Source organism: Asticcacaulis sp. (assembly GCA_024707255.1).
Lineage (GTDB): Bacteria > Pseudomonadota > Alphaproteobacteria > Caulobacterales > Caulobacteraceae > Asticcacaulis.
In genome coordinates, this window is sequence record JANQAC010000002.1 from 1,511,194 (window position 1) to 1,537,526 (window position 26,333).

At 59.7% G+C, this 26,333-nt stretch carries 22 protein-coding genes and 1 pseudogene; 9 read left to right on the plus strand and 14 right to left on the minus strand.

The features are described 5' to 3' along the window. Positions 1-479 precede the first annotated feature (479 nt). Positions 480-1,922, plus strand: coding sequence for a metalloprotease TldD (tldD, locus tag NVV72_18475; GenBank protein ID MCR6661204.1), 1,443 nt, complete (start codon positions 480-482; stop codon positions 1,920-1,922). A gap of 258 nt (positions 1,923-2,180) precedes the next feature. Beyond that, positions 2,181-4,211, plus strand: coding sequence for a hypothetical protein (locus tag NVV72_18480; GenBank protein MCR6661205.1), 2,031 nt, complete (start codon positions 2,181-2,183; stop codon positions 4,209-4,211). Positions 4,212-4,371: 160 nt separating this feature from the next. Here the strand turns inward: NVV72_18480 and NVV72_18485 are convergent. From NVV72_18485 to NVV72_18500, 4 genes and pseudogenes are all read right to left on the minus strand, one after another. Then, positions 4,372-6,256, minus strand: a pseudogene (locus NVV72_18485) (oligopeptide:H+ symporter). 253 nt (positions 6,257-6,509) lie between these two features. After that, positions 6,510-7,844 carry a glutamate--cysteine ligase gene (locus tag NVV72_18490; GenBank protein MCR6661206.1) on the minus strand — a complete coding sequence of 445 codons (1,335 nt, stop codon included), beginning with the start codon at positions 7,842-7,844 and terminating at the stop codon, positions 6,510-6,512. Positions 7,845-7,966: 122 nt separating this feature from the next. Next, positions 7,967-8,713, minus strand: a complete 747-nt coding sequence (locus NVV72_18495; GenBank protein ID MCR6661207.1) for a 16S rRNA (uracil(1498)-N(3))-methyltransferase — start codon at positions 8,711-8,713, stop codon at positions 7,967-7,969. Between the two features lie 24 nt (positions 8,714-8,737). Beyond that, a complete protein-coding gene (locus NVV72_18500) occupies positions 8,738-9,658 on the minus strand; it encodes an alpha/beta hydrolase (GenBank protein MCR6661208.1) in 921 nt (306 codons plus the stop codon). 159 nt (positions 9,659-9,817) lie between these two features. Here NVV72_18500 and NVV72_18505 point away from each other — a divergent pair, with 159 nt between their 5' ends. Further along, on the plus strand, positions 9,818-10,222 hold the full coding sequence (locus NVV72_18505) for a hypothetical protein (protein MCR6661209.1): 405 nt from the start codon (positions 9,818-9,820) through the stop codon (positions 10,220-10,222). A gap of 2 nt (positions 10,223-10,224) precedes the next feature. Further along, on the plus strand, positions 10,225-10,782 hold the full coding sequence (locus NVV72_18510; GenBank protein ID MCR6661210.1) for a hypothetical protein: 558 nt from the start codon (positions 10,225-10,227) through the stop codon (positions 10,780-10,782). Positions 10,783-10,869: 87 nt separating this feature from the next. Here NVV72_18510 and NVV72_18515 read toward each other — a convergent pair whose 3' ends face one another. After that, a complete protein-coding gene (locus NVV72_18515; GenBank protein MCR6661211.1) occupies positions 10,870-12,828 on the minus strand; it encodes a peptidase M61 in 1,959 nt (652 codons plus the stop codon). 252 nt (positions 12,829-13,080) lie between these two features. On the opposite strand from NVV72_18515, the gene NVV72_18520 reads away from it, so the two are divergent. Beyond that, the gene (locus NVV72_18520) at positions 13,081-13,530 is read left to right on the plus strand and encodes a hypothetical protein (protein ID MCR6661212.1); all 450 of its coding nucleotides are present in this window, start codon (positions 13,081-13,083) and stop codon (positions 13,528-13,530) included. Positions 13,531-13,552: 22 nt separating this feature from the next. On the opposite strand, the gene NVV72_18525 is transcribed toward NVV72_18520, so the two are convergent. From NVV72_18525 to NVV72_18540, 4 genes are all read right to left on the minus strand, one after another. After that, entirely contained in the window at positions 13,553-14,443 is an 891-nt protein-coding gene (locus NVV72_18525) for a pirin family protein (protein MCR6661213.1), read from the minus strand. Further along, positions 14,440-15,537: a glycosyltransferase family 4 protein gene (locus NVV72_18530; protein ID MCR6661214.1), complete on the minus strand. Its 1,098-nt coding sequence runs from the start codon at positions 15,535-15,537 to the stop codon at positions 14,440-14,442. Before NVV72_18530 ends, NVV72_18525 begins: the two co-directional genes overlap by 4 nt. Beyond that, entirely contained in the window at positions 15,534-16,175 is a 642-nt protein-coding gene (locus NVV72_18535) for a hypothetical protein (GenBank protein ID MCR6661215.1), read from the minus strand. The genes NVV72_18530 and NVV72_18535 overlap by 4 nt, the downstream gene beginning before the upstream one ends. Before the next feature lie 156 nt (positions 16,176-16,331). Then, complete coding sequence (locus NVV72_18540) at positions 16,332-17,711, minus strand: cation:proton antiporter (GenBank protein MCR6661216.1); 1,380 nt, start codon at positions 17,709-17,711, stop codon at positions 16,332-16,334. A gap of 268 nt (positions 17,712-17,979) precedes the next feature. Here NVV72_18540 and NVV72_18545 point away from each other — a divergent pair, with 268 nt between their 5' ends. From NVV72_18545 to NVV72_18560, 4 genes are all read left to right on the plus strand, one after another. Further along, positions 17,980-18,234 carry a type II toxin-antitoxin system Phd/YefM family antitoxin gene (locus NVV72_18545; GenBank protein ID MCR6661217.1) on the plus strand — a complete coding sequence of 85 codons (255 nt, stop codon included), beginning with the start codon at positions 17,980-17,982 and terminating at the stop codon, positions 18,232-18,234. Between the two features lie 3 nt (positions 18,235-18,237). Then, a complete protein-coding gene (locus NVV72_18550; protein MCR6661218.1) occupies positions 18,238-18,744 on the plus strand; it encodes a type II toxin-antitoxin system VapC family toxin in 507 nt (168 codons plus the stop codon). Between the two features lie 14 nt (positions 18,745-18,758). After that, positions 18,759-18,929 (plus strand): hypothetical protein, encoded by a 171-nt coding sequence (locus NVV72_18555; protein MCR6661219.1) that lies wholly within the window; start codon positions 18,759-18,761, stop codon positions 18,927-18,929. 227 nt (positions 18,930-19,156) lie between these two features. After that, entirely contained in the window at positions 19,157-20,725 is a 1,569-nt protein-coding gene (locus NVV72_18560; protein ID MCR6661220.1) for an inorganic phosphate transporter, read from the plus strand. Positions 20,726-20,977: 252 nt separating this feature from the next. On the opposite strand, the gene NVV72_18565 is transcribed toward NVV72_18560, so the two are convergent. From NVV72_18565 to cyoC, 5 genes are all read right to left on the minus strand, one after another. Next, positions 20,978-22,348, minus strand: coding sequence for an efflux transporter outer membrane subunit (locus NVV72_18565; GenBank protein ID MCR6661221.1), 1,371 nt, complete (start codon positions 22,346-22,348; stop codon positions 20,978-20,980). After that, on the minus strand, positions 22,345-23,454 hold the full coding sequence (locus NVV72_18570; GenBank protein MCR6661222.1) for an HlyD family secretion protein: 1,110 nt from the start codon (positions 23,452-23,454) through the stop codon (positions 22,345-22,347). The genes NVV72_18565 and NVV72_18570 overlap by 4 nt, the downstream gene beginning before the upstream one ends. Beyond that, the gene (locus NVV72_18575) at positions 23,451-25,070 is read right to left on the minus strand and encodes an MFS transporter (GenBank protein ID MCR6661223.1); all 1,620 of its coding nucleotides are present in this window, start codon (positions 25,068-25,070) and stop codon (positions 23,451-23,453) included. Before NVV72_18575 ends, NVV72_18570 begins: the two co-directional genes overlap by 4 nt. Positions 25,071-25,244: 174 nt before the next feature. Then, complete coding sequence (gene cyoD, locus NVV72_18580; GenBank protein MCR6661224.1) at positions 25,245-25,676, minus strand: cytochrome o ubiquinol oxidase subunit IV; 432 nt, start codon at positions 25,674-25,676, stop codon at positions 25,245-25,247. Continuing rightward, complete coding sequence (cyoC, locus tag NVV72_18585; protein MCR6661225.1) at positions 25,676-26,332, minus strand: cytochrome o ubiquinol oxidase subunit III; 657 nt, start codon at positions 26,330-26,332, stop codon at positions 25,676-25,678. Before cyoC ends, cyoD begins: the two co-directional genes overlap by 1 nt. Between the last annotated feature and the right edge of the window lies 1 nt (position 26,333).

The following is a 26,333-nucleotide window of genomic DNA, read 5'->3' on the forward strand; positions in this document are numbered from 1 at the left end:
GCGGCCTTAAACAGCCCCGATCCGGAAAGCCCTTTGCCGAAAAGCCTTTTACTGCCCATTCGCAAAACCCTCATTTTCACGGCGGCCCGATGCGAACGCATCCGTAGCTGCCTATCCCTGAAACTTATACGCGACCCTATTCTGAACGAATCTGGCGCACTTTCAGACCTGTAAACCGGTCTATCCAACTGGGTTCCATAATGCCTTCACGGCGAATTGCAAAGGGCAAAAAAGGGATTTGCCTTTTTTCGGCCCGAAAGAGCCGTAACCGCGGCGCCGGTGCGGTCTTTTGTCGCATCTTTGCTGGCGCGCGGATGCGCGCGAAGAACCTCGCATAAGCTCGGGCGGCCGGTCGGCCTTGCCTCAAGCGCCGGAAGGCTATTAGGACAGTTTTCGCCAACAAAATCTGAGTTTGTCATGGCCAAGGGCGTCCGTCACGCCTAAATAGGAGGCTGTAGTTACTTTAACGAAGATTTCCCATGGCCGACTCCCTTGACGCTTCCAACGCTACTTATGGACAGGATTGGGGCGATTTCGATCTCGCCGGCGCTCATGGCGTCCTTGAAGAGGCGCTCAAGGGCGCCGATGATGGCGAAATCTTCATAGAGAAGCGCGAATCCGAATCCCTGATGTTCGATGACGGCCGCCTGAAGGCGTCGGCCTATGGCGCCGACCAGGGCTTTGGCTTGCGCGTCGTGGCCGGAGAGACCATCGGCTTCGCCAACAGCGCCGAGTTGTCGCTGGAGGCCATTCATCGCGCCGCCGAAGCCGCTGTCCTGGCCAAGACCGGCAAGCCGGTCAATGTCAGCCTGACCAGCAATCCGGTGCGCTCCAACCAGTCCTATTACCAGGCCCATGACCCCTTAAGCGAAATGGCCTTTGCCGACAAGATCGCCCTGCTCCAGGCCATGGATGCCTATGCCCGCCAAAAGCATTCCGGCGTGGTGCAGGTGTCGGCCTCGCTGGCCTGTGACAAGCGCGCCATCACCATCCTGCGGTCGGGTGGTGAACTTTATCACGATTACCGCCCCCTCGTCCGCCTGAATGTCAGCGTGTCAGTCGAGCGCAATGGCCGGCGCGAGACCGCCTCGTCAGGTGGCGGCGGACGTATCTCGTGGTTTGATATCACCGCGCCGGAAAAGTGGCAGGCGCAGGTCGACGAGGCCATCCGCCAGGCCCTCGTCAATATTGACGCCGTCGCCGCCCCCGCCGGTGAAATGGATATTGTGCTTGGGCCAGGCTGGCCGGGCGTTTTGCTGCATGAAGCGGTCGGTCACGGCCTGGAAGGCGACTTCAACCGCAAGGGCACTTCGGCTTTTTCCGGCAAGATGGGCAAGCAGGTCGCAGCTAAAGGTGTCACCATCGTCGATGATGGCACCGTGCCCGACGCCCGTGGCTCGCTCAATATTGACGATGAAGGCACCGCCACTTCCTGCACTACGCTCATCGAGGACGGCACCCTGGTCGGCTACATGCACGACCGCCTCTCCGCCCGCCAGATGGGCGCCAAAGCCACCGGTAACGGCCGGCGCCAGTCCTATGCCCACCAACCCCTGCCCCGCATGACCAATACCTTCATGCGCCCGAGCCAGGACAAGCTGGACGACATGATCGCCAACACGAAGAAGGGGCTCTACGCCGTCAATTTCGGTGGCGGCCAGGTCGATATCACCAATGGCAAGTTCGTTTTCCAGTGTACCGAAGCCTATCTGATCGAGGACGGTAAGATCGGCGCACCGGTCAAGGGCGCTACCCTGATTGGCGATGGTCCGGCAGCCATGCAACAGGTCGACATGATCGGCGACGACTTCAAGTTCGATCCCGGCGTCGGCACCTGCGGTAAGGCCGGCCAGAGCCTGCCTGTGGGAATCGGCCAGCCGTCCCTGCGCATTCGCGGCCTGACGGTCGGCGGCACCAGCTAACCCGGTTTTACATTAAATCTCTGTCACAATACGGCGGCAAAAAGGCGAAGAAATCGTAATCGGAATTCACAACAATGCGCTGATATTACTATATTTTATATCAACTAAGCTTCATTTTATATCAACTAAGCTTCGCGCCCGCAATTCGTTTCGCTTGAAATTGTTACGGCCATTTAACTTGTCACAAACCTGACCGCAGGTATGCCATGCCCCAACGGACGCCGCGCCCATTCGGCGTCCCACCGGGGAAAACAATTCATGCGCCTGCGTACCTCCACTGCCCTTGCCGCCATTTGGCTGGCGCTCGCCACCGGCACCGCCGTTCAAGCCGCCGAGGCGCCGTCTGCGCCCATAACGGTCAGTGCCGCCGGGCCGGTTCAGACCTTCCAGCCCGCATACTTTCTCGAATTCCAGGTCTCCACCGCGTTCGACATGGTGCTGCATGTGCCGGGCTTTGTGTTCGATGGCGGTGAAAGCGCGCGCGGATTTTCCGGCACGGCCGGCAATGTGCTGATCGACGGCCAGCGCCCGACCACCAAGGCCGATCTTGGCAATACCCTGTCCAACATTAATTCCGCCCAGGTCGATCACCTCGAACTGATCACCGGCGGCGCGCCGGGCATCGACATGCACGGCCACCGCCAGATCGTCAACGTGGTGCGCAAGACCGACGCCAAGCCGAATTTCTCGGTGCTAGGCATCTATCGAAACCTCGACGGCCGCGCCAATGCCGGCGTCCTGCTCTTCACCTATAATGATAACCGCAACGGCAAAAGCACGGATATCACAGCAGATATTTTCAATTTCTTCGATAACGGCGCGCAGAATGGCCGGCGGGTAACGACCGACAACACGGGCCAGAAAATCCTCAATATGTACCAACACGCCGGCGGCACCGGTATCGAATCACAGGCATCGCACTCACGTCCGCTATTCGGCGGCAAGATCACCTTCAACGGCACCTATAACCCCTCCATCTATCGCCAGACCGTGACCTACGATCAGGATGGGGCCATGGGTTATGAAACCTTCATGGAAAAGGACATCCCCAGCGAACTGGGCAGCCAGTATGAACGTGCGTTCGGCCACGGTCTCAATCTGAACCTCAATGTTCTCAGCCGCCATGAACGCATCCATGACATAGATATCTATACCGACCAGACCGGCACTGCCGATTACCGTGCCCTCAGCCTGACCAATGAGCGCATTCTCAACGGCCGCCTGAGCTGGGAAAAGAACGACCGCCTCACCCTGGCCGTCGGTACGGAGAGCGTATTCAACAGCCTGGACCGCGACTCGTCCTTCGTTATGAACGCCACCAGCCCCAATGTGCCCACCGATCATGTCCGCGTGCAGGAAGACCGGACGGAATCCTTCGTCTCGGCCAACTGGAAGGCGACCAAAAAACTGAGCTTTGAGGGCGAGTTGAAGGTAGAAGCCTCAACCATTGCCGTGCCGGCGGCCGACCGCTCCGATTCCTTCACCTATTACAAGCCGCGCTTCCAGGCGGTTTATGCCTTCAGCGACAAGACAAAGCTAAGCTGGAAAACGATCCGCCAGGTCGACCAATTAAGCTTCAATGGTTTCGCGTCGTCAGTTCAGCTTGAGACCAACCATGTCACCCTGGGCAACAGTAATCTGGTGCCGCAGAAGGACTGGATGAACACCCTTATTCTGGAGCAGTCCTTCTGGGACAAGGGCGCCGTCAGCATTGCGCTGGAGCATTATGATTATCAGGACACCGCCGACTTCATCGCCGTGGTCGATAATGGTGACATCTATACGGCCAGCGGCAACATCGGCACCGCGCAGGGCGACTTTGTCTACCTGAAGCTCGATACGCCCCTCGATCGCTTCCATATTCCGCACGGCACACTCAGCCTCGACTGGCTCTATCGCCAGTCAAAGGTAAAAGACCCAATCACGGGCAAGGATCGACGGATTTCGGGCATGGAGCCGCATATCTATTCGGCCAGCTTCAGCCAGGAATTTCCGAACTCCGGCACAAGCTGGGGCGTCGATCTGGAAAGTGCCGGGAAGAACCGTAATTATCTGGCCAACGAGCTGACCGACGCTCATTTCGATCCGTGGACGCAGGTGTGGTTCCAGTACAAGACACCTGGCAAGCTGACCTTCAAGGCCATGCTGAAGAACCCGCTGAACCTGCGCTTTACCCTTGATCGCACAGTTTATGAGGGTCTGCGCGGCCTGTCGCCGATCGCTTTCACCCAGCACACGACAACCAAGATCCCGCCAATTCTGGAACTGAGGCTGAAGAAGGATTTCTGACTTACCGGGCCTGGGGTCCCATAGCTCACAAGAGCTATACTCCTGTATCGCTAACCCCCGCAAACCTTGCCTTTATTCCAAAGAAAAACCCGGCCCTTAGAGCCGGTTTTTTTTTTGGAAAGAGAGAAGACTTGGGGCCGCAGGCCCCAACCCCCACAAGTCAGACAACCTCCGTTGTCCCCTCGTCCACCGCCTTGGTGGTGTCGTTAGCGCCGTAGGACCACTTCTTCAGCACGAAGCTCAGCAGGAAGAAAACCACGCCGATACCAACACCCAGCCAGCCGATGAACTGGAAGGTATCCAGCGACGACATCAGGGCCGACTTGTTATCCAGCACCTTGCCACCAACCGTCTCAGTCGAGGCGAAGGTCGAGATAATGGCGGCGACATACTGGCCAAGCGACGCCCCCAGGAACCAGATGGCCATCATGGTGGCGACAATGGTCGGCGGCGACAGCTTAGTCTGCTGCGACAGCCCAACCGGCGACAGGCTCAATTCACCAATGGTGTGGAAGAAATAGGTCAGCAGCAGGAAGAAGGCCGGCAGGCGCCAGTTGGCATCGGCCAGAGGCGCGGCCCAGACCAGCACCAGAAAGCCCAGGCCGACATTCAGCAGGCCGAAAGCGAATTTCTTGACCGGATCGGGGTCCATATTGCGATTGCCGAGGAAGGTGAAGATCGCCGCGAAGACCGGCGCCAGGATGAGGATAAAGCCGGCATTGAAGGTCTGGGTCTGCGAAGCGGTCATACCCATGTCGATCCAGATCGAACCGGCCGGCACCGTCATGGCTGCCAGTTGTTCCTGCGAGGCCAGCACGAACTTGCCGATCACCATAGGCGCCTTCATGATGTTGAGGTCGGTATTGCGCTCAGCGAACAGGGATAGCGACGATCCCGCCTGCTCAAACAGGGCGAAGAAGATGGCCGAGGCGCCGGACAGGATCATGGCAAGGCCCAGCCGGAAGCGTTCCTGGACATTGTACTTCGTGAACATCTGAATGAAGACATAGATGATGATCGCCACCATGCCCACCGTCAGGGCCGTGCCGACGATCTTGTTCTTCTGCACCAGGAAAAAGATCACCGGCACCATGGCGAAGCCGAACAGATAGATCAGGTTTTCCTTGGAAATCCCGGCCACCTTTTCCTTTAGGACTTCCGGCTTCGGCGGCTCGCCCTTGCCTTGCAGCCGATTTGCCAAGCGTGAACATGATCAGGCCGGCCAGCATCCCGACCCCGGCCAGGCCGAAGCCCGCCCACCAGCCGACATTTTCACCGAGATAGCCACACAAGGCCGCTGCCCAGAACGAACCGAGATTAATGCCGTAATAATAGAACTGGAAACCGGCGTCGCGGCGCGGATCCTTGTCCGGATAAAGCTGGCCGACAATCGAGGAAATATTCGGCTTCATGAAACCGACGCCCATGATGATCAGCGACACCGACAGATAGAAGGCTTGTTCCGCCCACGGCGTGGCCACCTTCATGCCTTTGGTGAACGAACCGGCGGGCAGGTCGGCCGGGATCGGCGCACCGGCCGGCAGCCCTTCGACATGATAACCGCCATCCGGACGGCCCGACCAGTCATAGCGATGATCACCAATCTGGAGCCTGACGGCGCGGTCCTGCCCCTTGCCTTCGACAACGAATTCATATGTATGTCCCTGGTAGGTCAGGGTATCGACATTGGCCTTGCCCTCGAAGGCCATGCCGAAGTGACCGGCCACCAGCAGGATAGCGCCAAAAACAATGGCCTTGCGCGTGCCCAGCCAGCGGTCGGCGATCAGGCCGCCCAGCAGTGGCAGCAGATAGATAAGCGTGGTGTAGGAGCCATATTGTGCATTGGCGTGTTCATCAGTGAACAGGAAGTGGCGGACCAGATAATAGATCAACAGGGCGCGCATACCATAGTAGGAAAAGCGTTCCCACATCTCGGCGAAGAAGCAGACGAACAGCCCTTTCGGGTGGTTGCGCATCTGCAAAAGGACGGGGATGGCGGTCAGGATTGTTACCAGAATCCCGGCCGCGATGACGATATTGATCATTCTGTTATCACTCGCAAAGGAAGGCGGCTCAGATCCTTCGCTCAGCGAGGTCGTTGCCTTTTTAACGACAAGACCAGCAATTTAAGCCCTTGGCAAGCATAAGAGTCACTGCACATGCGAAACTGTATACGATTCTTCACACTCAAGCGCCGTGAGGCTCGCGCCATCAGGCACGGCGGGCAGTCGCCCTTGCCGATCGAAATTCGATCGGAAATGTCACTCTAAAAAGTACGTCACGCTTTGGGGATGCGCGCTAATAAGCTTCCGCTTCGTACAGCTTGCGGAAATCGCCCTGCCAGACGCCGTTGAACTTTTCCAGCAGACGGTCGGCCGGCGTAAGCCCACTGTCGGCGATCTCGAACAGTTCGCTTAAGTATCCGGTTTCATCGACCATCCCGCCGGACAGACGGTTGCGGTTCTTCAGGCCATGTTTGGCGATCTCCAGCACGTCCATCGCCCAGTCCTTGACCGGACGGCCTGCGATCTCGCCCTTGAGGCCGGTTTTAGCCGCCATGCCGCGCAGGGTGTTGTGATCGTCATTCGTCCAGCCCCTGACCAGTTCCCACGCCGCTTCCAGTGACGGCTGGTCATAGAGCAGGCCCGCCCACAGCGCCGGCAGGGCGCACAGGCGTCCCCACGGTCCGGCATCGGCGCCGCGCATTTCGAGATACTTCTTGAGACGCACTTCGGGGAACAGGGTGGTCAGATGGTCGGCCCAATCGTCCATAGTCGGCAACTCGCCCGGCAGGGCCGGCAGTTCGCCCTTGAGGAAAGCCTTGAAATCCTGGCCGGAGGCATCGATATAGCCGCCGTTCGCCGCGCCCTCGCGCTTGACGAAATACATCGGCACGTCGAGCGCGTATCTGGCGTAGCGCTCGAAACCGAAGCCGTCCTCGAACACGAAATCCAGCATACCGGTGCGGTCCGGATCAGTGTCGGTCCAGACATTAGCGCGCGCAGACAGGAAACCGCTCGGCTTACCCTCGATAAAGGGCGAATTGGCGAAGAGCGCCGTAGCGATCGGTTGCAGGGCCAGGGAGGTGCGGAATTTCAGCACCATATCGGCCTCGTCGGCATAGTCGAGATTGGCCTGCACGGTGCAGGTACGCAGCATCATATCAAGCCCCAGCTTACCAACCTTCGGCATATAGGCGCGCATGATGTTATAGCGCCCCTTGGGCATGACCGGCGTTTCCACGCGCGTCCACAGCGGCGAGAAACCGAGGCCGATAAAGCCAAGCTTCAGCTCGGAAGCGACCGTCTTGACCTCTTCCAGGTGCTGGCCGGTCTCGTTGCAGATATCGTGGAGGGTTTCCAGCGGCGCGCCCGAAAGCTCGAACTGGCCGCCCGGTTCCAGAGTCACCGAGGCGCCGTTCTTCAGCAGGGCGATGATCTTGCCGTTCTCATAATAGGGCTTCCAGCCAAAGCGCTCCAGCCCCACCAGCATGGCCTCGATACCAGACGGACCCTCATAGGTTGGGCGGCGCAGGGTATCGAGATGAAAGGCAAACTTCTCGTGCTCGGCGCCGATGCGCCAATTTTCGCGCGGCTTGTTACCGGCTTCAAAATAACTGACCAGATCGGCCATGGTGCGGACAGGTTCCGCCTTAGAAGTCTCAGCCACGCGCCCTGCCCTCTCAATATTGCAAGCGGGGCTTATATGGGCTGCCCTTCCGTCACTGGCAAGGTGACAATTATGTTTTTGGCGATTTACTTCCAGTCGCCAAGCGCTGCCTGATAGAGGGTCAGGGCGGAAATGGCCGCGGTATCGGCACGCAGGATGCGCGGACCGAGATTGACGGGATGGACGTTTGCCATACCGCGCAAGGTCTGGCGCTCATGGTCATCAAAGCCGCCTTCTGGTCCTATCAGGATTGCCGCGCTCTTGTTTGTCAATGTTGACAGAACGTCCAGCAACGGACTGGTGCGGCGCGCATCGCCTTCATGCGTGCTGTCCTCGTCACCGAAAATAATCGCCTCCACGTCGGGCGCCGCCAGAAAGGCATCGAGCTTTACCGGCGCCAGAATCTCCGGCACATCCAGCCGCTCGGTCTGCTCGGCCGCCTCCTGGGCGATGATCTTCAGGCGCTCCAGCTTGACATGGTCCGACTGCGTGCGGCGGGTCGTCAACAGTTGAATCCGCGACGTGCCCAGTTCCGCCGCCTTCTCGATGATATATTCCAGCGGGGAACGTTTAATCAGCGCCACGGCCAATACCGGTCCCCGCCCGGGCGGCTGCGGCTTGGTCTGTTCGGTCAGCCTCAGCATAATCTGCTTCTTTCCCGTCTCGGCGATCTGCGCGGTCCATTCGCCGTCACGGCCATTGAACAGCGACACTTGATCACCCGCGCCCTTGCGCATCACGGAGGTGAGATACCGCCCCTGGTCAATATTGAGCGGCAGGGTCAACCCTATGCTGAATGTGGGCGTCGGTTCAGAAATGTGGAGGCGGATCATAGGACGGGTTTAGCGCCTAACTCTTCACCTGCCAAGATGCGCGCTCGTAAAGCCATCGACCTTATCCGTATATTCACCCGGCAGGCCAAGCTCGCTATTGACCTCGCCATGTTTCAAATCTTCCGGCAAAACCGGCGCAGAATGACCGGCGTCCTTCAGACGGGCGGCGAAGTCGCGGCTTTGCCCACAGGAATCATCCGGGCGTTTCAGCGCGCAAACCAGCATCATCGGCACCGCATCCGGCGCGATATGCTGTGCCGGCGACAGGCTGGCCCAATAGGCCGGGTCAGTGCCGAAAGCGTCGTCATAAAGCTGCGTGTGCTTACGGTTCATCACCGAGGCCACGTCATAGGCGGCGCTGTCCAGCACCACCGTGCCTGACCAGTTGTGACCGCCGGCGCTGCGCACGCGCGACGGATCCGCCGAAAGCAGCGCCACCAGATGCGCGCCGGCGGAATGGCCCATCAGGATCAGCTTGTTACCATCGCCGTCCCATTCGCTGGCGTGCCTCTGCACATAGGCGACCCCTGAGGCCACATCCTGCGCCTGCACATCGACCCTGGCTTCCGGCAACATGCGGTAATCGATACTGACGAAGATATATCCCTTCGGCAGCCAGTGTTTGACCTTGTTCTCCACCACCCCGGCCATGTTCTTGTCGCCGATGCGCCAGCCGCCACCATGCACCATGACGATGACCGGCGCGTGATCCGGATGCGGCGGCAGGTAAATTTCCATTGTCTGTTCGGGACTGGCGCCATAGCTGGCGCTGCGCTGCGTGGCGCCCGGCACCAGCTTTCCGGCATCCGGCGGCGGCGTGGCATCGGATTTTGTCTTGATGCGTTCGATCAGGCGCTGACGAAGAAATTGCGCTTCTGCGGGAAGCGCTAAAGCAGAGAAGACTGAGACACAGCCCAGAAGGGCCAGCAGTTGCATTCGGGCCATGATACCCCTCCGGTATGATCTGCCGGAGGCTAAATCCTGCCACATGACTGCACGATGAACAGAATGGCTCTGGCAGCGAAATCGTATGTCCGGTATCCGGTTTTGCTTATCCCGGCCTTTCAGACATGGTAAACATGTCCCCATGGACGGGAGGGGCGAATGGAGTTCATTACAGCTCACATAAACTATGTTTTGGTTGCCGGCGGCCTACTGGGCCTGTTCCTCGGCGGTGAAGCCCTGATCCGGGGCGCCGTCGCCCTGGCGGAAGCGCTTAAGATTCCTAAGCTCATTATCGGCCTGACCATTATCGGCTTCGGCACCTCCATGCCCGAACTGCTGGTCGCCCTGCAATCGGTACAGCAAGGCGCGCCGGATGTGGCCGTGGGCAATGTCGTCGGCTCGAACATCGCCAATATCCTGCTGATCTTAGGCGTCGGCGCCCTGCTGCGGCCGATCGCCACCACCGCCCGCAATGTCCGGCGCGAAGCCCTGATCATGCTCGTGGTCAGCGGCGCCCTGACCTGGCTGGCCGGGTCGGCGTCCTGTCACAACGCGACGGCCTGATCATGGCAGGCGCGCTGGTGGCCTATTTGCTGCTGGTCTATCTGCTGGAAGGCCGCAAGGGTGAGGAAGACATCGCGCCGAAAGTCAGCCTGTCACCTCTGGTGGCGCTTATCTGGATGATCGCCGGATTGGCGGCCCTGATCGCCGGCGCCGATGGCCTGGTGCGCGGCGCCACCGCCATAGCCCGTGATTTCGGCGTTTCCGATGCTGTTATCGGGTTGTCGCTGGTGGCGGTCGGCACCTCCCTGCCCGAACTGACCGTCACCATCCTCAGCTCGATCCGTCGCCAGAATGAAATGGCGCTGGGCAATGTGCTGGGCAGCAATATCTTCAATATACTGGGCATTCTCGGCATCACCGCCGCCGTCCATCCGCTTTCGATTGCGCCGCATTTTCTCCATGTCGACCTGCCACTGATGCTGGCCGCGGCCATCTGCCTGGCGGTGATCATCTTGCGGCGCCAGCCGATCGGACGCCTGGCCGGCCTGTTGTTCCTTCTGGCCTACGCCGGCTATATGGCCTGGCTGGTGAAGGGCCCCGCCCTGCTGGCTTTGCATTAAAAAGGCGGGCTGTACGGCCCGCCTTTCACTTTGCTTGACGCGCATCTTAATCCGAAAAGTGCAGCACACTTTACGGGATGCGCTTCCTTACTTCTTCTCAGCCAGAATATCATCCAGCAGAGCCGGTTTGCCCTCGATCCGTTGCAGGACCGGGTAACGCAGGCCGCCGTGATAATCGATCTTCACGGTCTTGTAGTTGTCGTCCGACTTCACGATCAGTTCGATCGGGCCGGTGCCGGTCTTGGCATCGGTGATGGCCTTCTTGAGCAGGTCCATGTCAAACGTCTTGCCATTGACCGCCACCAGGGTCATGCCTGGCGTCAGGCCGGCCTTGAAGGCGGGACTGTCCCACAGTTCGGACATGATGGAGTTGTCCTTGCTGCTGACCGAAAAGCCGATCGAATAGTTCAGGTTGGAATATTTACGCAAGGATTCCAGAGACTTGAAATAATCGGTCGGGGTTTCCTGATAGACCAGCTTGTAGCCGCCGCGGGTGATACCATCGGTCGGCGCCGCGCCGTCATTGTTCTGGCCGTAGCCATAGACGCGCGCTTTCAGGAAGCTGTCCCAGTCGTAAGCGTAGACGCCATTCAAGGTTTTTACCACGTCATCGAAGGTATAGGTCGTCTCACCCCAGTCGCCATTCTTGATGCCGAAGAAAGCCTTGGCGAAATCGTCGAGCGATTTTTTGCCTCCGGTCTTCTCGCGGATCAGGGTATCGGCATCGAGCCAGATCATCAGACCTTCATTGTAATAGTCTTCCGAGCGCTGCATCGAGGTCCAGTTCTGCGGGCTGCGCGACGAGATGATCGGATCATTGGTGGTGTCGATCAGCGGACGCCACTTACGGCCCGGCAGGTTGTCATAGGAGGCGAAGATCATCGCCAGGGCGCCCAGATCCTGATCCTTGCTGAGCAGGCCCGAACGCCCGGCGAGCATATAGCCCCAGTACTGCGTCTGGCCTTCATAGACCCAGAGCAGCGAGTCGCGCATCGGCACCTGGAAATTCGGCGTCCAGAGATCGGCGCCGCGGCGGAACTTGCCGTTCCACGAATGGGTATATTCATGCGCCAGCAGGTCGCGGCCCACGAAGGCCGTCTTCCAGTCGGTCAGATATTTTTCCGACACACTGTTCTCGGAGGAGCGGTGATGTTCCAGCCCGATGCCGCCCAGCGTATCCGTAGCCGCCACCAGGAAATCGTAATGATTATAATGATGTGCGCCATAAAGCTTATAGGCTTGTTCAATCAGCTTCCTGTGGATGGCGATGACATCATCCGGCGCATTGAGCATATCCGGCGCATCGGCCATGATGTTCAGGCGCACCGGCGTATCACTGCCCTTCGGCGTCAGATCCCAGGTCTTGAAATAACGCCCGGCATAGACCGGCGAATCGATCAGGGTGTAATAGTCGGTCGTCTTGAAGACGATGGTGTCGCCGGACTTGCTGTCGGTTTCCAGCCCGGTGGCGTAGCCGAAGCCGGCCGGCACTTTGAGCGTGGCCTGCACCGGGATCTGTTTGGCATAGTAGCCCGCCGGATACATGGAAGCGAAGTTCCATTGCAGATCGACCATGTCGGCTGTCATGGTGATGCGGCCGGCGCTGGAGGTCACGGGCGCCAGGTATTTGAACGCCACCTCTACCGTCTTGACGCCTTCCGGCACGGTGATGTGGAAGGCGTTCATATCGATCGGGTCGCGCAGCCAGTTGATGCGCTGACCATTTGCGGTGACGATGATATCGGCTACACGGCTCAGTTCGGTGCCCGGCGAATGGTGGCCCGGCAGCCATTTTGGCAGCATCAGCACCATGTCACCGCTTTTGACGACCGGCACGGTTTCATTGACCTGAAAAATCCGGTGATCAAGGTCGGTGGCGTCCACCGTAACCTGCAAGGTGCCGGGATAGGGGATATTCTGCGGCTGCTCGACCGGCACCGCGGGCGGCGCCATATTCACTCCTGTGTCTTGGGAAAACGCGGCCGGAGCCAGGACCGCAGACATCAGCGCCAGTGCGCTGACCAAACTCAAACCGTATTTTTTCATGAAACCCTGACTGACGCTGGAACACCCCGGAGGGTGACTAACCAAGCGCAACTTGTTTCTTTTGTAAAGGTGTCAGGCGCAACATTACTTACGTGTAATGTTAGGCCAAGCATCGCCCCCCTTCATTAACCGTAGTCAAGATTACGGTCAGCTTGACAATGGATCAACACCAATTTGATATGTCTGGTGGCAGGTCACGCCCCAAAGCTAAGGTCATATGCCAAGGTAATTTAGAGGAAGAAGGAACGGCCGATGAAATTCCTGACTGCAATGCCTCTGATTGCCGCCTTACCATTGATCCCTAGCTTGGCGATGACCTCGGACCTATGTATGGCCGGCAGGAAAAAGGCGCTGATGGAAGCCCAATTCTCCGGACCAATAGTCTGTTCTGGAAAGGATGCCACGTTCATTCTTGCAGGACGGACATCGGGGAATGAGTTGTCGATTTACGATTACCGTTATCGATATCACCCTTTGAATGGAAGCGTTGATCACGGAGGACAAAGGATAGTCATTTTTCACGGCGAGAAATACGTCGGGCAATATGCTTTAACTGTCCCATCCTACGTCTCGATTTCCGTGGATGGATCATCGGTAAAGATTAAATCCCGCGACACCTCGAATCCAGCTTCCTTGGATTTTTCGAAAGGACCGCCCAGGAAGATATTCGTGAACGGAGAAGTCGTTGAATTATTTCGCTGATCGGTCGTAAACCAATTTGCTGTTATTCTGGCAGCGGAATAAACTCCACCTCGTCACCCGGCACCTTCGGGAAGGCGATGCCGTCCTGTGCCTGCCAGTCCACCTTGGCCTGTTCGATCCGTTCCGGGCGTGACGACACGAAATTCCAGTAGATATGACGCTCGGTCAGGGGCTCGCCGCCGATCATGACGAAATGCGCGTCATCAAGCGCCGTGATCTGTGCCGCCGCGCCCGGCGTCAGAACCGCCATTTCATAAGGCTCCAGCCGCTGGCCGTCGATCTCGATAGCCCCATTGCAGGCATAGACAGCGCGCTCCTCGGCGGTCAGCGGCGCTTCCACGCTCTTGCCCGCCTTAAGCCGGAACTCGGCATAGAGGGTTTTGGCATAGGTCTTCACCGGCGAGGTCAGGCCGAACGCCTCACCCATCATAACCCGCACGGACAAACCGTCTTCAGTAATGCCGGGAATTTCATCGGCGTCATAGTGGTAGAAGGCCGGGTCGATTTCTTCGTCGGCTTCCGGCAAGGCCAGCCACAGTTGCAGTCCGTCGAGGTGGCGGGCCTTGGACTGCGCCTCTTGTTCCTCCCGCTCGGAATGGGTAATCCCCTTCCCCGCCACCATCAGGTTGATATCGCCTGGCTTGATCACCGAACGCGTGCCCAGCGAATCGCGGTGCAGGATATTGCCGGCGAACAGATAGGTGACCGTGGCCAGGTTGATATGCGGATGCGGCCGCACATTGATGCCAATGCCCGGCGCGAAATCCGCCGGTCCCATATGATCGAAGAAAATCCACGGCCCCACCATACGGTGTTTGGCGAAGGGCAGCACACGCCGCACCTTGAAGCCCCCCAGATCCTTTTCCCGCGCCGGGATGATCAGGCTGACCGTATCTGGAAGGGTTTCGCTCATGTCTTGTCTCCTGTCAGGCCCAGAATGACCTCATACCGGCCCACCGCCTCGCTCCAGGCGAATTCGGCCCAGAACCGCTTCTGCGCGGCACTGCCCAGACGGCGCTGTAAGGCCGCATCATCTAGCAGATGTCGCAGGGCATTGGTCAAGCTGTCAATGTCCTCCCCGTCGACAATCAGGCCGGTTTCTCCGTCCAGGACCACATCGGCAACGCCGCCCGCTTTCCCGGCCACAACCGGCACACCGCAGGCTGCCACCTCCAGGAAGGCCGGAACGAACGCATCGACGCCCGAAGCATCCGGCCGGTTCGGCAGCACGAACACCCGCGCCTGCCGGATCAGTTCCGCCCTGGCCGTATCCGATACGTAGCCATGGAAATTCACCTGCCCGGAAACCCCCAGCGCCGCCGCCAGCTCGGTGAGACGCTGACTGTCCTCGCCCTGGCCCACCACATCTAGCGTCAGCCTGGGATACTGCGGTTTCAGCGCCGCCAAGGCGCCGACTACCTGATCGATGCCTTTTCGCGGCTCAAGACGCGCGATACAAAGCAAACGGTCACCGGATACATGCGGCCTTAGCCCCAAATGCGCGCCTTGCGGCGGGGTGACGCCCGGCAGGACAATATCCACCGGCGTTTGCCCGGCCATGGAGCGCGCCAGTCCTGCTGTAAACTCTGAATTGGCAACAACCACATCGGCCCTCGCCAATACCGACCGGATACGCCCGGTTTGCGCCTTATCGGTATATTCGTTGCCATGCGCCAGACAAACGACGCGGACACCTTTCAAGGCTTTGCGGGGCAGGCTCTCCAGGCTTTTCCAGCTATCGGCCACCACTGTGGTGACGCCGCCACGGGCAATCCGGCGCCGGATCGCGCCGGCCATTTGCATTCGCCGCCAGAACCGCGGGCCGCCGAAGCGATGGATGGCATAGCGCCGTGAGGCATCGAACGCCTTCACCGCCGCCAGCCGGCTCTCGCGGCAGTAGACCGCCGCCGGATGCCCGCGCAGGGTCAGGGCATGAACCAGCCCTGTCATCAGGGCGGGCGCGACACCGGCTTCCGGCAGGAAGGTCTGGGCAACGAACAGGATCATCTGCGCCGCCTCTTCCGGCTGTGTGTTTTTTTGGCTTTAACCGGCGCCGCAACGGGTGCTTCCACCTTTGCAGTCGAGGGCACCAGTTCGATCGTCGTCGCCAGCGGCACCTCCAGATGCGCTACCTCATCGCGCGCCACGGCCTTGATCGTGTAGATGCCGGGCTTATCCTGCGGATTGAACGACATCAGCACCACCTTGGTGCGGTTATCGAAAACGCGCTTACCATCTCCTACCGGACCGCGCACGGCCGCCAGGTGGTTGTAATCACTGGCCGCATAGATTTGACCGTCAGGGGTCAGAACCTTCAGATCGTAGGTCACCTCGCCCGTGCCGCTGCTGTCGGCGCTGAGGCCGGTAAAAACCAGCTTGATCACCAGTTGCGCGCCCGGTTCGGCGCGGGCCACGCGGCTGATCTGGCGCGCGCCACCATCCGCCTTGTCGAATTCGGCCAGTTGCGATTGTGGGATGATGATTACCATCGCAGAAAAGCCGCCATTGTGATCGGGGAAACCCGTTTTCGGATCGTATTCCACCGCGCCCGGCTTTTCCGGCATCAGGGTTACGCCGCTAAAGGACGGTCCCGCCATAAGACTTAACGTCGTGGCCAGCGCGGCCATTTTCCATGCCTTCTGCATTTTATCCCCCAGGGATCGCCCAGGGCGGTCCGCGTTTGTCACTATCCATTTTGCGTCACACTATCGTCATTAACCAAAAAAGCCCCTGTTTCCAAAGGGAAACAGGGGCAAAGGTGAATTTTTAGGGAGTTGAGACGCTTGTCAGGCGAATCCGGGTTAGCTCGCCGTATCCGGCACGGCACCCAGTTCGCCGCTTTCACGCGCCTTGCGGCCGTAAACCCATTCAAATACCGGCGAGGCCATAACCGTTGTGATGATGGCCATCATGACCAGCATGGCGAACAGAGGCAGGCCGATAATGCCTTTCTGCAGGCCGATATTGATGATGATCAGTTCCATCAGGCCGCGCGAATTCATCAGCGCCCCGATGCCCAGCGCCGTGCGGTTGTCCTCGCCGCTCAGACGCGCCGCGCCCCAGCAGGCCACGAACTTGGCCAGCACTGACGCCAGCAGGACGGCGCCAGCCACCAGCAGCATGGGCACAGAACTGACCATGTCCATGCGGGTATTCAGGCCCGAATAGGTAAAGAACATTGGCAGAAGCACGATCACCGCGAACGGCTCGACCTTCTTCTTCAGTTCCTCGCACAGCTTGCCGCGCGGAATGGCGGTGCCCAGAATGAAGCCGCCGAAGATGGCATGGATGCCGACAGCGTCCATCACGAAGGCTGCCAGGAAGAAGCAGATCATGACAATGGCGAGAACGGAATGGCTTAGTTCCCCCTGGGCTTCAACCATGCGCCCCAGCGGCGCCAGTAACCTGCGGCCAATGAAGATCACAAACAGGGCAAAGGCGAGACCACCGGCAATCGCCACGACCGCCACGCCCGGCCCGGCGCCGAAGGTCGCCAGCACGATAGCCAGCACACACCACGACACGGCGTCATCGAAGGCGCCGGCCGTCAAGGATAAAGTGCCCAGGGCCGAATTGCTGAGGCCACGCTCATTGATGATGCGGGCCAACATCGGGAAGGCCGTAAGCGCGATGCAGGCGCCCATGAACAGGGTGGCATTGAACCGCGAAATGCCCTCTGCGAACAGACCCGGCACGGTCATCAGCCATGGTGTCATCAGGATCGCCAGCAGGAAGGGCGCGGTGATGCCCGCCAGAGAGACGAACATGGCGCTCTTGCCCTTTTGGGCGAAGTGATCGGCGCGGAAGGTGGTGCCGACCATGAACATGTAAAGCCCGACACCGAACTGCGCGCCGGTATAGAGGACGTTCTTCATTTCCTTCGGAAAGACGGCGCCCTGGATTTCCGGCAGAAACAGACCGAACAGGGATGGCCCCAGGATAACGCCGGCGATCATTTCGCCGACCACCTGGGGCTGGCCGAGAAACTTCTGGCCCAGCCAGCCAACCACGCGGCAGGTCACGATAATGACAGCCAGTTGGAGGAAGAAGTGCGTGGAAAAATCACCTGGCGCATAGGCTCTCGTGACGCCATCCGCGCCCACGGCGCCATGCGGCGACAGGATATTGGTTATTTCATGGATGGCGCTTTGCAGCAGGTCCGCTGGCACCAGATCGAGCATATTCACTTGGTTTCCCCGGTTGTTTGTTATGACGAGATTATGGTTTGGGCCTCGCCGGCTGCCTTAAGGGGTCGCAGATTTTGAAATTGGTCAATTGAAAAGAATATTTTTAAGTCATTTGTTTTATTGAAAAAATTACCGTTGCTATTTCACAACACTGTAGCAACATATCTACATTTACACTGTTTTTCTTGTAGCAATGTGGATTCTCTTTGCAGATGAAAGCCGCCTGTCCTATCGTGGCAGGAAGAGTGTTCGGGGAAACATAATGACCACTATCAGCAGCCGCGATTTCAATCAGGATGTCGGCAAGGCCAAGCGGCTCGCCCGCCAGGGACCGGTCTTTATCACCGATCGCGGCCGCCCCTCACACGTGCTGATGAGTTTCGAGGCCTTCCGCCAGATCAGCGGCCAGACGGAAAGCATCATCGATCTTCTGGCCATGCTGCCAGCAGAAACAGCCGATCTGGAACCGACCGGTTCAACGGTCGCCTGGGACCGCACAGCCGGGCTGGAAGACTGATCCATGTACCTGCTCGATACGCCCGTCATCACTGAACTGCGCAAGGCCCGAACCGGTGGCTGTGATTCCGGCGTCGCAACCTGGGCCGCCGGTATCGCTCGTCAGAATCTCTATATGTCGGCCTTAACCCTGCTCGAACTGGAAAACAGTGTTGGGAAAGCCGAGCGACGTGACAAGCTACAGGCTGCCCCCCTGCGCGCCTGGCTGGATGAGCAAGTGATGAGCGCTTTTGACGGCCGTATCCTGCCCATAGATGCCGGTGTGGTAAAAAAGCGCGCCGCCATGGGCTATGTCGAATCCAAAAGTGAACGCGATGCCCTGATGGCCGCCACGGCACAGGCGCATAGCCTCGTCCTGGTCACACGCAACACTGCTCACTTCAAAGCCGCGCGCGTCAAGTTGTTCAATCCCTGGGGCTACACGCCCGACATCGATGATGTGGAAGACGCCGACTGGCAGCAGGTGGCGCGCAGTGGCTCGCAATGGCTGAAAAGCCTGTTTTTGAGATAGGGCTGGTTTAGACGGTGCGTAAGGCGGGTCACAGTCTGCGTCTGGAACTGAGCGGCACCGATGGTTCGCTGTTCGAGACCCAGCACCCGCACGGCACCGAAGCCGACCAGTTCACCATCGGCGACGCCCTGAAACTGCGGCCGGAACGGGGTTACGCCTACGCCTGCCCCGTAAAGCGTTTTTAAGGGCCGGACATGTTCCGGCCTTTAATCCGTGTTCGGCCTAAATGATCCACGCAAAGCCTTTAACTGCCTGCCATCAGCTCAATCGGCGCTTTCAAAATTTAGAAAAGCTCTTTGTTTCAAAGGCTTTTTCGTCAATCTCCGTCATAAATCTGTCATAAAAACAAATCGACTCTTGCCGTCGCACCTGCCAAAGAAGCGCCACTGAAAACCCGGCAGAGACAGACTCCGTGACCTCCACGCCTCATACCGCAAAAGCCGCCGGCCTTCCCGCCAGCCTGCTGTTCCTTATCCCGATCATCGTGGGCCTGCTCTATGTCGGCTGGAGCGTGCATCATGACGCCCTGTCGATCGGTGAACCGATCACTTTGGGCGCCTTCCTGTTCCTCGGCCTGGCCCTGCTGATCGCTTTCGGCTTTGAGTTCGTCAATGGTTTCCACGATACCGCCAATGCGGTCGCCACCGTCATCTACACCCATTCGATGAAGCCGCTGACCGCCGTTATCTGGTCGGGCGTATTCAACTTTCTCGGCGTCCTGGCCTCCACCGGCGCCGTGGCCTACGGCATCGTCATGCTGCTGCCGGTCGAACTGATCCTCCAGGTCGGCACCGGCGCCGGTTATGCCATGATCTTCGCCCTGCTGATCTCGGCCATCATCTGGAACCTCGGCACCTGGGCGCTCGGCATTCCCAACTCGTCCTCCCATGCCCTGATCGGCTCGATCATGGGCGTCGGCGTTGCCAACCAGTTGATGACCTCGGCCATGAACGCCACCTCCGGCATCGACTGGGCGCAGGCCATCAAGGTCGGCAAGGCGCTGATCTTCTCGCCGCTAATCGGCTTTTTTGTTGCGGGGCTTCTGCTGCTGGCGATGAAGGCGCTGATCCGCAACCCGAAGCTCTATGAGGCCCCACAGGGCGAAACCCCGCCGCCTTTGTGGATACGCGCCACTCTGATCGCCGCCTGCACCGGCGTTTCCTTCGCCCATGGCGGCAATGACGGTCAGAAGGGCATGGGCCTGATCATGATCATCCTGATCGGTGTCGCACCGGCCACATATGCGCTCAACCGCACCCTGCCCGACACCGCCCAGCCGGCCTATATGGCGCAACTCGACGCCGGCGCGCAGGCTTTTACCAGCCATGCCAATGGCGCTACCGTGCCGACGCTAGATATCGCCCGCAGCGCGGTCAATGCCGCCGTGCGCAACCGCCGCATCGATACGCCAGACCTTTACGGCGCCCTGGCTTTGATGACCAATCATATCGAAGACGAGATCAAGACCCATGGCGCCCTGCGCAATGTGCCCGCCGCCGACATGCCGCAACTGCGCAACGACATGTATCTGGTCAATGCCGCAGTCGGCATCGTGAAAAGCGCCAAAACGGCGCCTCCGGCGTTTTCCGGGCTGCAATCCACCCTGAATGACATGACGCGCTATGTCCCCAACTGGGTCAAGATCGCCACGGCTCTGGCGCTGGGCCTGGGCACCATGGTCGGCTGGAAGCGCATTGTCGTCACGGTCGGCGAAAAGATCGGTAATTCGAAAATGACCTATGCGCAAGGGGCTTCTGCCGGCATTGTTTCGGCCGTCACCATCTTCGCCGCCGAACGCCTGGGCCTGCCGGTTTCGACCACCCATATCCTTTCCGGCGCCGTGGCCGGCACCATGACCGCCAACCGCTACGGCCTGCAAACCTCGACCCTGCGCGGCATTGCCCTGGCCTGGGTGCTGACCCTGCCCGCCACCATCGCCATTTCCGGGGCTCTGTACTTTATTTTCCGGCAGTTTTTGTGATCTGAACTTTTGCAGGCTGGTTGATCCTCACCGTTCAAGAAAGTAAGGGAATCCACAGATTGCACAGATTAACACAGATTTTCAGTGCATTATCATCAGGCATTGCATGTGTTCCGGACATTGAATGGCGCGAAGCGTCAGCGTTTTCACATTTCCATACACCATGGATGGATGTTAGGGCGCTGAAAAATCTGTGTTAATCTGTGCAATCTGTGGCTTCACTTCTTACTCTTGCTTCATAAGACAAAAGTGTCAGGAATTAGACACTACCCCACCGCCGACGGCCTGATAAAGCCCGACCACCGCATTAAGGTGATCGGCCTGCGCCTGGATCAGGTTCAATTGCGCGCCCAGCAATGTACGTTGCGCGTCGATCTGTTCGAGATAGGGCGAATAACCGGCCCTGTAGCGATTCCCAGCCAGCCGGTAAGCCTCCGCCAGCGAGGCGGTCTGGTCCGTCAGAATCAACAGTTGCGCATTGATCCGATCTACCGCCGCCAGTGAATCCTCAACCTCGCGGAAGGCATTCAGCGCCGCCTTCTTGTAGGCAAACGCCGCCTGGTCGCGCCGTGAGGCCGCGGCTCCCGCCTGAGCCTTGAGGCGCCCGCCCTGGAACAGCGGCTGGACGATATTGCCGCCGAGCGAGAAGACATCATAGCCATGCGGCAACAGGTCCGAGCTGGCATAACCGCCGGAGGCCGTCAGGCGTATCGTCGGCATGAACGCGGCGCGGGCCACATCGAGTGAGCGATCGGCGGCGACAATCTGCGCTTCAGCCTGGGCGATATCCGGCCGGTTACGCAACAGGTCGGATGGCAGGGAGACAGGCACGACCGGCACGGCCAAATCCCCCAGAGCCACGCCGCGTTCGATAGCGCGCGGATTATCTCCCAGCAGGATACTCAACGCATCTTCCTGACGACGGATCGCCAGTTCGACAGCCGGGATCAACTGTTGAGCCGCACTATATTCAGCCTGCGCCTGCTGCAATTCAAGCTTCGGACTGTACCCCACATCAGCGCGATGACGCGCCGCCGCCAGCGCCTGTTCGCGCGTGGTCAGGGTGGCCTGTAAAAGCGTCAGCCTAGCATCGAGCGCCCGTAGCGTGATGTAACCGCTTGCCGTCGCGCCGGCCACGCTGAGCCGCGTCAGCTCACGGGCATATTCCGAAGCCTGCAAGCTCGCGCGGGCGGCTCTTGAGGCATTGCGCAAGCGTCCGGAGAGATCGACCTCATAGGACAACGGCAGGTCCGCTTCGCCGGCGGTTTGCGTAACCGGCCGTCCGGTGACCGAAGAAATCGATCGTGAATAGGCGCCCGCGCCGCTGCCATTGAGCGAGGGCAACAGCGCGCCTTCCGCCGCCTTATAGCCAAAGCGCGCCTCATCGACCCGCCCCGCCGCCAGGGCAATATCCGTATTATTGGCCAGCGCCGTTTCGACCAGGTTTGTCAGAACCGGATCATTGAAGCCACGCCACCAGTCAATATTGACCGGGGCCGGTGCGGCCGCCGCTTCGCGCCATCCCGCAGGCGGCGTCACCTGCGCGCTCACCGGCACGTCCGGGCGCGGCCCGGCGCAAGCCCCCAGCATACACGCCACGCTCAGCAGCAAAACCGGTTTCATACCTTCCCCTTCGCATGGCTGGCGACATGGGTTTCCACCGACATGCCCGGCCGCAGGCGCTCCGCCAGTTTCTGGCCAGGATCAATGCGGATACGGATACCGATCCGTTGCGGGATCTTGACGAAATTACCCGTGCCATTATCGGTGCGGATAACCGAGAATTCCGATCCTGCCGCCGGCGACAGACGCTCGACATGACCGTTGATCTTCGCCCCGCCCAGCGCATCCACCCTCATGACGACCGGCTGCCCTACCGCCATACGCGCCGTCTGGGCCTCCTTGTAATTGGCGATGACCCAGCGGTCGGGCGGCACCAGGGAAAGCAGTTGCGTACCATTGGTGACATACTGCCCGACGCGCACACCGATCTCGCCCAGTTGTCCGGCTTCCGGCGCACGGATGACCGTATTGCTGAGGTCGATCTCCGCCAGTTTCAGTTGTGCCCGCGCCGCCTCGACCTGCGCCATCAGCCCGCCGCGCCCGACCTCGACCGTGCGGATATCCTGCTGCGTTATTTCCCCCGCCGCCTTGGCCTGATTAACCTGCGCTTCCGCCGCGCGCAGGGCTGCAAGCGTCGAATCCCGCTCGCGCAGCGATACCGAACCATCCCCCACCAGCTCGTCGACGCGCTTCATATCGGCCTGTGCCCGCAGAAGCTGGGCCTGAGCACTGGTCAGCGATGCCGCCTGCCCTTGCGCCGCCGCGGCCCGCGAGGCCCGCGCCTGTTCCGAATTGGCGAGGCTCGCTTCCGCTGCCGCCAGACTCGCCCGCGCCGCCGCCACGCGCTGCTGGTAGATGCGGTCATCGATATGCGCCAGTACCTGCCCGGCCTGCACGGTCTCGTAGTCCTTGACCCTCACCTCGGTGACATAGCCGCTGACCTGCGGCGCAATAACCGTCGTGCGACCACGCACATAGGCGTTCTGCGTTACCTGATCACCGCCGGTAAAAGGCGGCAGGTTCCAGGCCCACAGGATCAGCAGGACGGCGACCACCGCCAGCACGGCAAAGAAGGCCAGCACGATATTCGGGCGCTGCGGCGGATGCCAGTGACGCGGCGCCTCGTCCGGGGCCTGGGGTTGAGTGGGGTTCACAGCGTCGGTCATACAGCCGCCTTTGCAGTGGATGAGGATTGGGCCAGGGCCTGCTTGCGGTCCGCCAGCCGTTTTAGGATAATCAGGTAAGCGATATAAACGGCCGTCAGGAGGGCGATGACCATGACCAGCCGCGCCACATCATTGAACGCCGCCACATTAGCCTCGCGCGAAATGACCTGCGCGAGTGAGGTAATCCCTCCTTGTACGCGCGCCGCCACGGCCGGATCACCGGCCAGCAGATGACTGTACATGGACTGGCTATGCGCCCTCGCCTGGATGACCTGATATGTGCTGAGGAGCGCCGAACCAGCCAGACCGCCGATATTCTGCGACAGGCCGAACATGACGCTGAAACTGACGATGAATCCCTTGCCCTGCTCCAGTACCTTACCGAAGCCAAACAACAGCGCCGGACCGATAAAGAAGGTCGAACCGAAGGCCAGGATCGCCTGTGACAAATAAAGCTGCGGCGGCCGCGTCAGGCTGGAAGAAAAGCTGTCGAGCCACGCCCCAAGCGCGATGACCAGCGAGGCCGCGATGATCATGTAGGGGATGCGCGGCGCTTTCAGCAACCCGGCGCTGACAAGCGTGCCGCCGATCATGGCGAACAGGATGACCGCGAACAGGCCGTGAAGCTGGTCATTATTCAGCCCGCCGACGGTCAGCAGGCCCAGCGTGCCATAGGTTTGTTCGCTGAGCGCCAGCCGCACCAGCATGGCCACGATGCAGAAGCGCAGGATATCCCGGCTGCCGATCCAGCGCAGATGAAGCAGCGGATTGGTGCGCTTGTATTCGATGAAGCCGACAAGGAAGAACAGGATAACCGATACCGCCAGAGCCCAGCCAAGCCACGGCGTATCGGTCCACCACAGGCTGCGCCCCATGACGAGTGAGACCGACAGCAGCAGCATAGCCGGCAGGAACAGGGCGAAGGTCAGGGCATCGAGCGGATCAAAGACCGGCACCTTGTCGGTCGGCGGCAGGCGTACCAGATTGGCGCCGGCCGACGCCGCCAGCGCCAGGCCCAGTTCGATCATGTGGATGGTCTGCTGGCCATTGACCAGCAGTTGCTCCACCGGCAACAGGCGGGCGATTGGCGTCGCCAGTTGCGGCAGTCCCACCGCGAAGACGATGGCCAGCGGCCGGTACTTCGCCGGGAAGACCTGCATCAGATTATAGATCACCAGCGATGACATCCCTGCCGCCAGAAAGCCGCCGGCGGCGCGCGCCACTATGGCCAGGCTGAAACTCGGCCACACAAGTTCGCTGAAGACCAGAAGTATATAGGGCCACAGCAGCGCCCGCATGACCGGCGGAATGCCGAACTGCATCCGTGCCTTGATCAGCAACAGGTTTGCCGAAGCATTGAAGGCCACATAAACAGCCAGCAGCCAGGTCACTTCGGTTGTCGTCACGCCCAGGCTGCCTGCCAGCAGCTGGGTATTGACGCTGACAATGGCATTAGAGAGGCTCGCCGCCATAGCCATGATGAGGGCCACAATCACATAGCCCACCTTGCGCCGAGCGGGATGGCTCGGGGCATAGGGCGAGCCTGGCATGGTCGGCCGTTCGTGCGGCGCGAACACGTAGTCACTGTTCGTCGGTTTGCGGGCCTGTTTGCGCATGACGAAGGCATCGTCCTGTAGCGTGGGTGAAAGGCGGCAGGGACTTAAGACGCGAAAATCTGGAGACTCGAATATGTTTAACGCAGCTTAACCGGCAATTTCCTAACGGCCACTAAATAAAAAGCCCATCCGCAGCGTTACGGATGGGCTTTCAAACGTGAGTTTTGCAGGTTTTTATTCGACCGGCATCATACCCGGCATCATGTTGGTGTTCAGGTGATACATGACCCAAAGCGAACCGATCACCAGAATGCCGACGATCAGCACGGTGAAGACAAAGGCGGCGTTGTTCCACATCTGGCTGGAAGACGCGTTCATGTGCAGGAAGAAGTACAGATGCACCAGAATCTGCACCACGCCGATGGCGACGACGACCGGGATCAGGGTCGCGGCCGGCATCATGTGCGCCATGGTCAGACCGAACGGAATGGCCGTCAGGATCACCGACAGGATAAAGCCGATGACATAGGACTTGACCGTGCCGTGACCGGCCGTGTCATGGTGGGCGTCGTGATGCGCCACCTCGGCATGGGTCAGGTCGGTATCGACCGGCTTTGCGTGGGGGGAACGCGCCTTCCTGGGCTTGGCGTTATCGGGCGTGCTCATCAGGCGGCTCCCATCAGATAAACGATCGTGAAGACACCGATCCAGATGATATCCAGGAAGTGCCAGAACAGGCTCAAGGACATCAGGCGGATGCGGTTGGCGGGGGTCAGGCCGCGCTTGAACAGATGGACAAACATAACGCCCATCCAGATCAGGCCGGAAGTGACGTGCAGGCCGTGCGTGCCGACCAGGGTGAAGAAGGCCGATAGGAAGGCTGAGCGGTCGGGACCGGCGCCTTCCTCGATCAGCTTGATGAATTCATGGATTTCCATGCCCATGAAGCCAAGGCCGCACAGGGCGGTAACCGCCAGCCAGCCGATGACGGCTTTAAGCTTGTTGGCCTCCATGCCGATCATGGCCAGACCGTAGGTCAGCGAGGAGATCAGCAGCAGCGCCGTTTCCACCGCCACATAGGGCAGATCGAACAGTTCGCGGCCATTGGGGCCACCGGCGATATTGCCTTTCAGGACGGCATAGGTGGCGAAAATCGACGCAAACAGGATGCAGTCGCTCATCAGGTAGATCCAGAAGCCAAGCGTGACTTTCGGCCCTTCATCATGATGATCACCGGCGTGGTGGGCGTCGTTCGGATTGTGATCGTAGGCGGAATCGATCTGGTTTTCGTAACCCGCCACAGGATTGATGGTCTTGCTCATA

What these genes read in the sequence shown, in the direction of transcription:
- tldD (MCR6661204.1), top strand. Translation starts at nt 480, where the DNA reads ATGGCCGACTCCCTTGACGCTTCCAACGCTACTTATGGACAGGATTGG.
- NVV72_18480 (MCR6661205.1), top strand. Translation starts at nt 2,181, where the DNA reads ATGCGCCTGCGTACCTCCACTGCCCTTGCCGCCATTTGGCTGGCGCTC.
- NVV72_18490 (MCR6661206.1), bottom strand. Translation starts at nt 7,844, where the DNA reads ATGGCCGATCTGGTCAGTTATTTTGAAGCCGGTAACAAGCCGCGCGAA.
- NVV72_18495 (MCR6661207.1), bottom strand. Translation starts at nt 8,713, where the DNA reads ATGATCCGCCTCCACATTTCTGAACCGACGCCCACATTCAGCATAGGG.
- NVV72_18500 (MCR6661208.1), bottom strand. Translation starts at nt 9,658, where the DNA reads ATGGCCCGAATGCAACTGCTGGCCCTTCTGGGCTGTGTCTCAGTCTTC.
- NVV72_18505 (MCR6661209.1), top strand. Translation starts at nt 9,818, where the DNA reads ATGGAGTTCATTACAGCTCACATAAACTATGTTTTGGTTGCCGGCGGC.
- NVV72_18510 (MCR6661210.1), top strand. Translation starts at nt 10,225, where the DNA reads ATGGCAGGCGCGCTGGTGGCCTATTTGCTGCTGGTCTATCTGCTGGAA.
- NVV72_18515 (MCR6661211.1), bottom strand. Translation starts at nt 12,828, where the DNA reads ATGAAAAAATACGGTTTGAGTTTGGTCAGCGCACTGGCGCTGATGTCT.
- NVV72_18520 (MCR6661212.1), top strand. Translation starts at nt 13,081, where the DNA reads ATGAAATTCCTGACTGCAATGCCTCTGATTGCCGCCTTACCATTGATC.
- NVV72_18525 (MCR6661213.1), bottom strand. Translation starts at nt 14,443, where the DNA reads ATGAGCGAAACCCTTCCAGATACGGTCAGCCTGATCATCCCGGCGCGG.
- NVV72_18530 (MCR6661214.1), bottom strand. Translation starts at nt 15,537, where the DNA reads ATGATCCTGTTCGTTGCCCAGACCTTCCTGCCGGAAGCCGGTGTCGCG.
- NVV72_18535 (MCR6661215.1), bottom strand. Translation starts at nt 16,175, where the DNA reads ATGCAGAAGGCATGGAAAATGGCCGCGCTGGCCACGACGTTAAGTCTT.
- NVV72_18540 (MCR6661216.1), bottom strand. Translation starts at nt 17,711, where the DNA reads ATGCTCGATCTGGTGCCAGCGGACCTGCTGCAAAGCGCCATCCATGAA.
- NVV72_18545 (MCR6661217.1), top strand. Translation starts at nt 17,980, where the DNA reads ATGACCACTATCAGCAGCCGCGATTTCAATCAGGATGTCGGCAAGGCC.
- NVV72_18550 (MCR6661218.1), top strand. Translation starts at nt 18,238, where the DNA reads ATGTACCTGCTCGATACGCCCGTCATCACTGAACTGCGCAAGGCCCGA.
- NVV72_18565 (MCR6661221.1), bottom strand. Translation starts at nt 22,348, where the DNA reads ATGAAACCGGTTTTGCTGCTGAGCGTGGCGTGTATGCTGGGGGCTTGC.
- NVV72_18570 (MCR6661222.1), bottom strand. Translation starts at nt 23,454, where the DNA reads ATGACCGACGCTGTGAACCCCACTCAACCCCAGGCCCCGGACGAGGCG.
- NVV72_18575 (MCR6661223.1), bottom strand. Translation starts at nt 25,070, where the DNA reads ATGCGCAAACAGGCCCGCAAACCGACGAACAGTGACTACGTGTTCGCG.
- cyoD (MCR6661224.1), bottom strand. Translation starts at nt 25,676, where the DNA reads ATGAGCACGCCCGATAACGCCAAGCCCAGGAAGGCGCGTTCCCCCCAC.
- cyoC (MCR6661225.1), bottom strand. Translation starts at nt 26,332, where the DNA reads ATGAGCAAGACCATCAATCCTGTGGCGGGTTACGAAAACCAGATCGAT.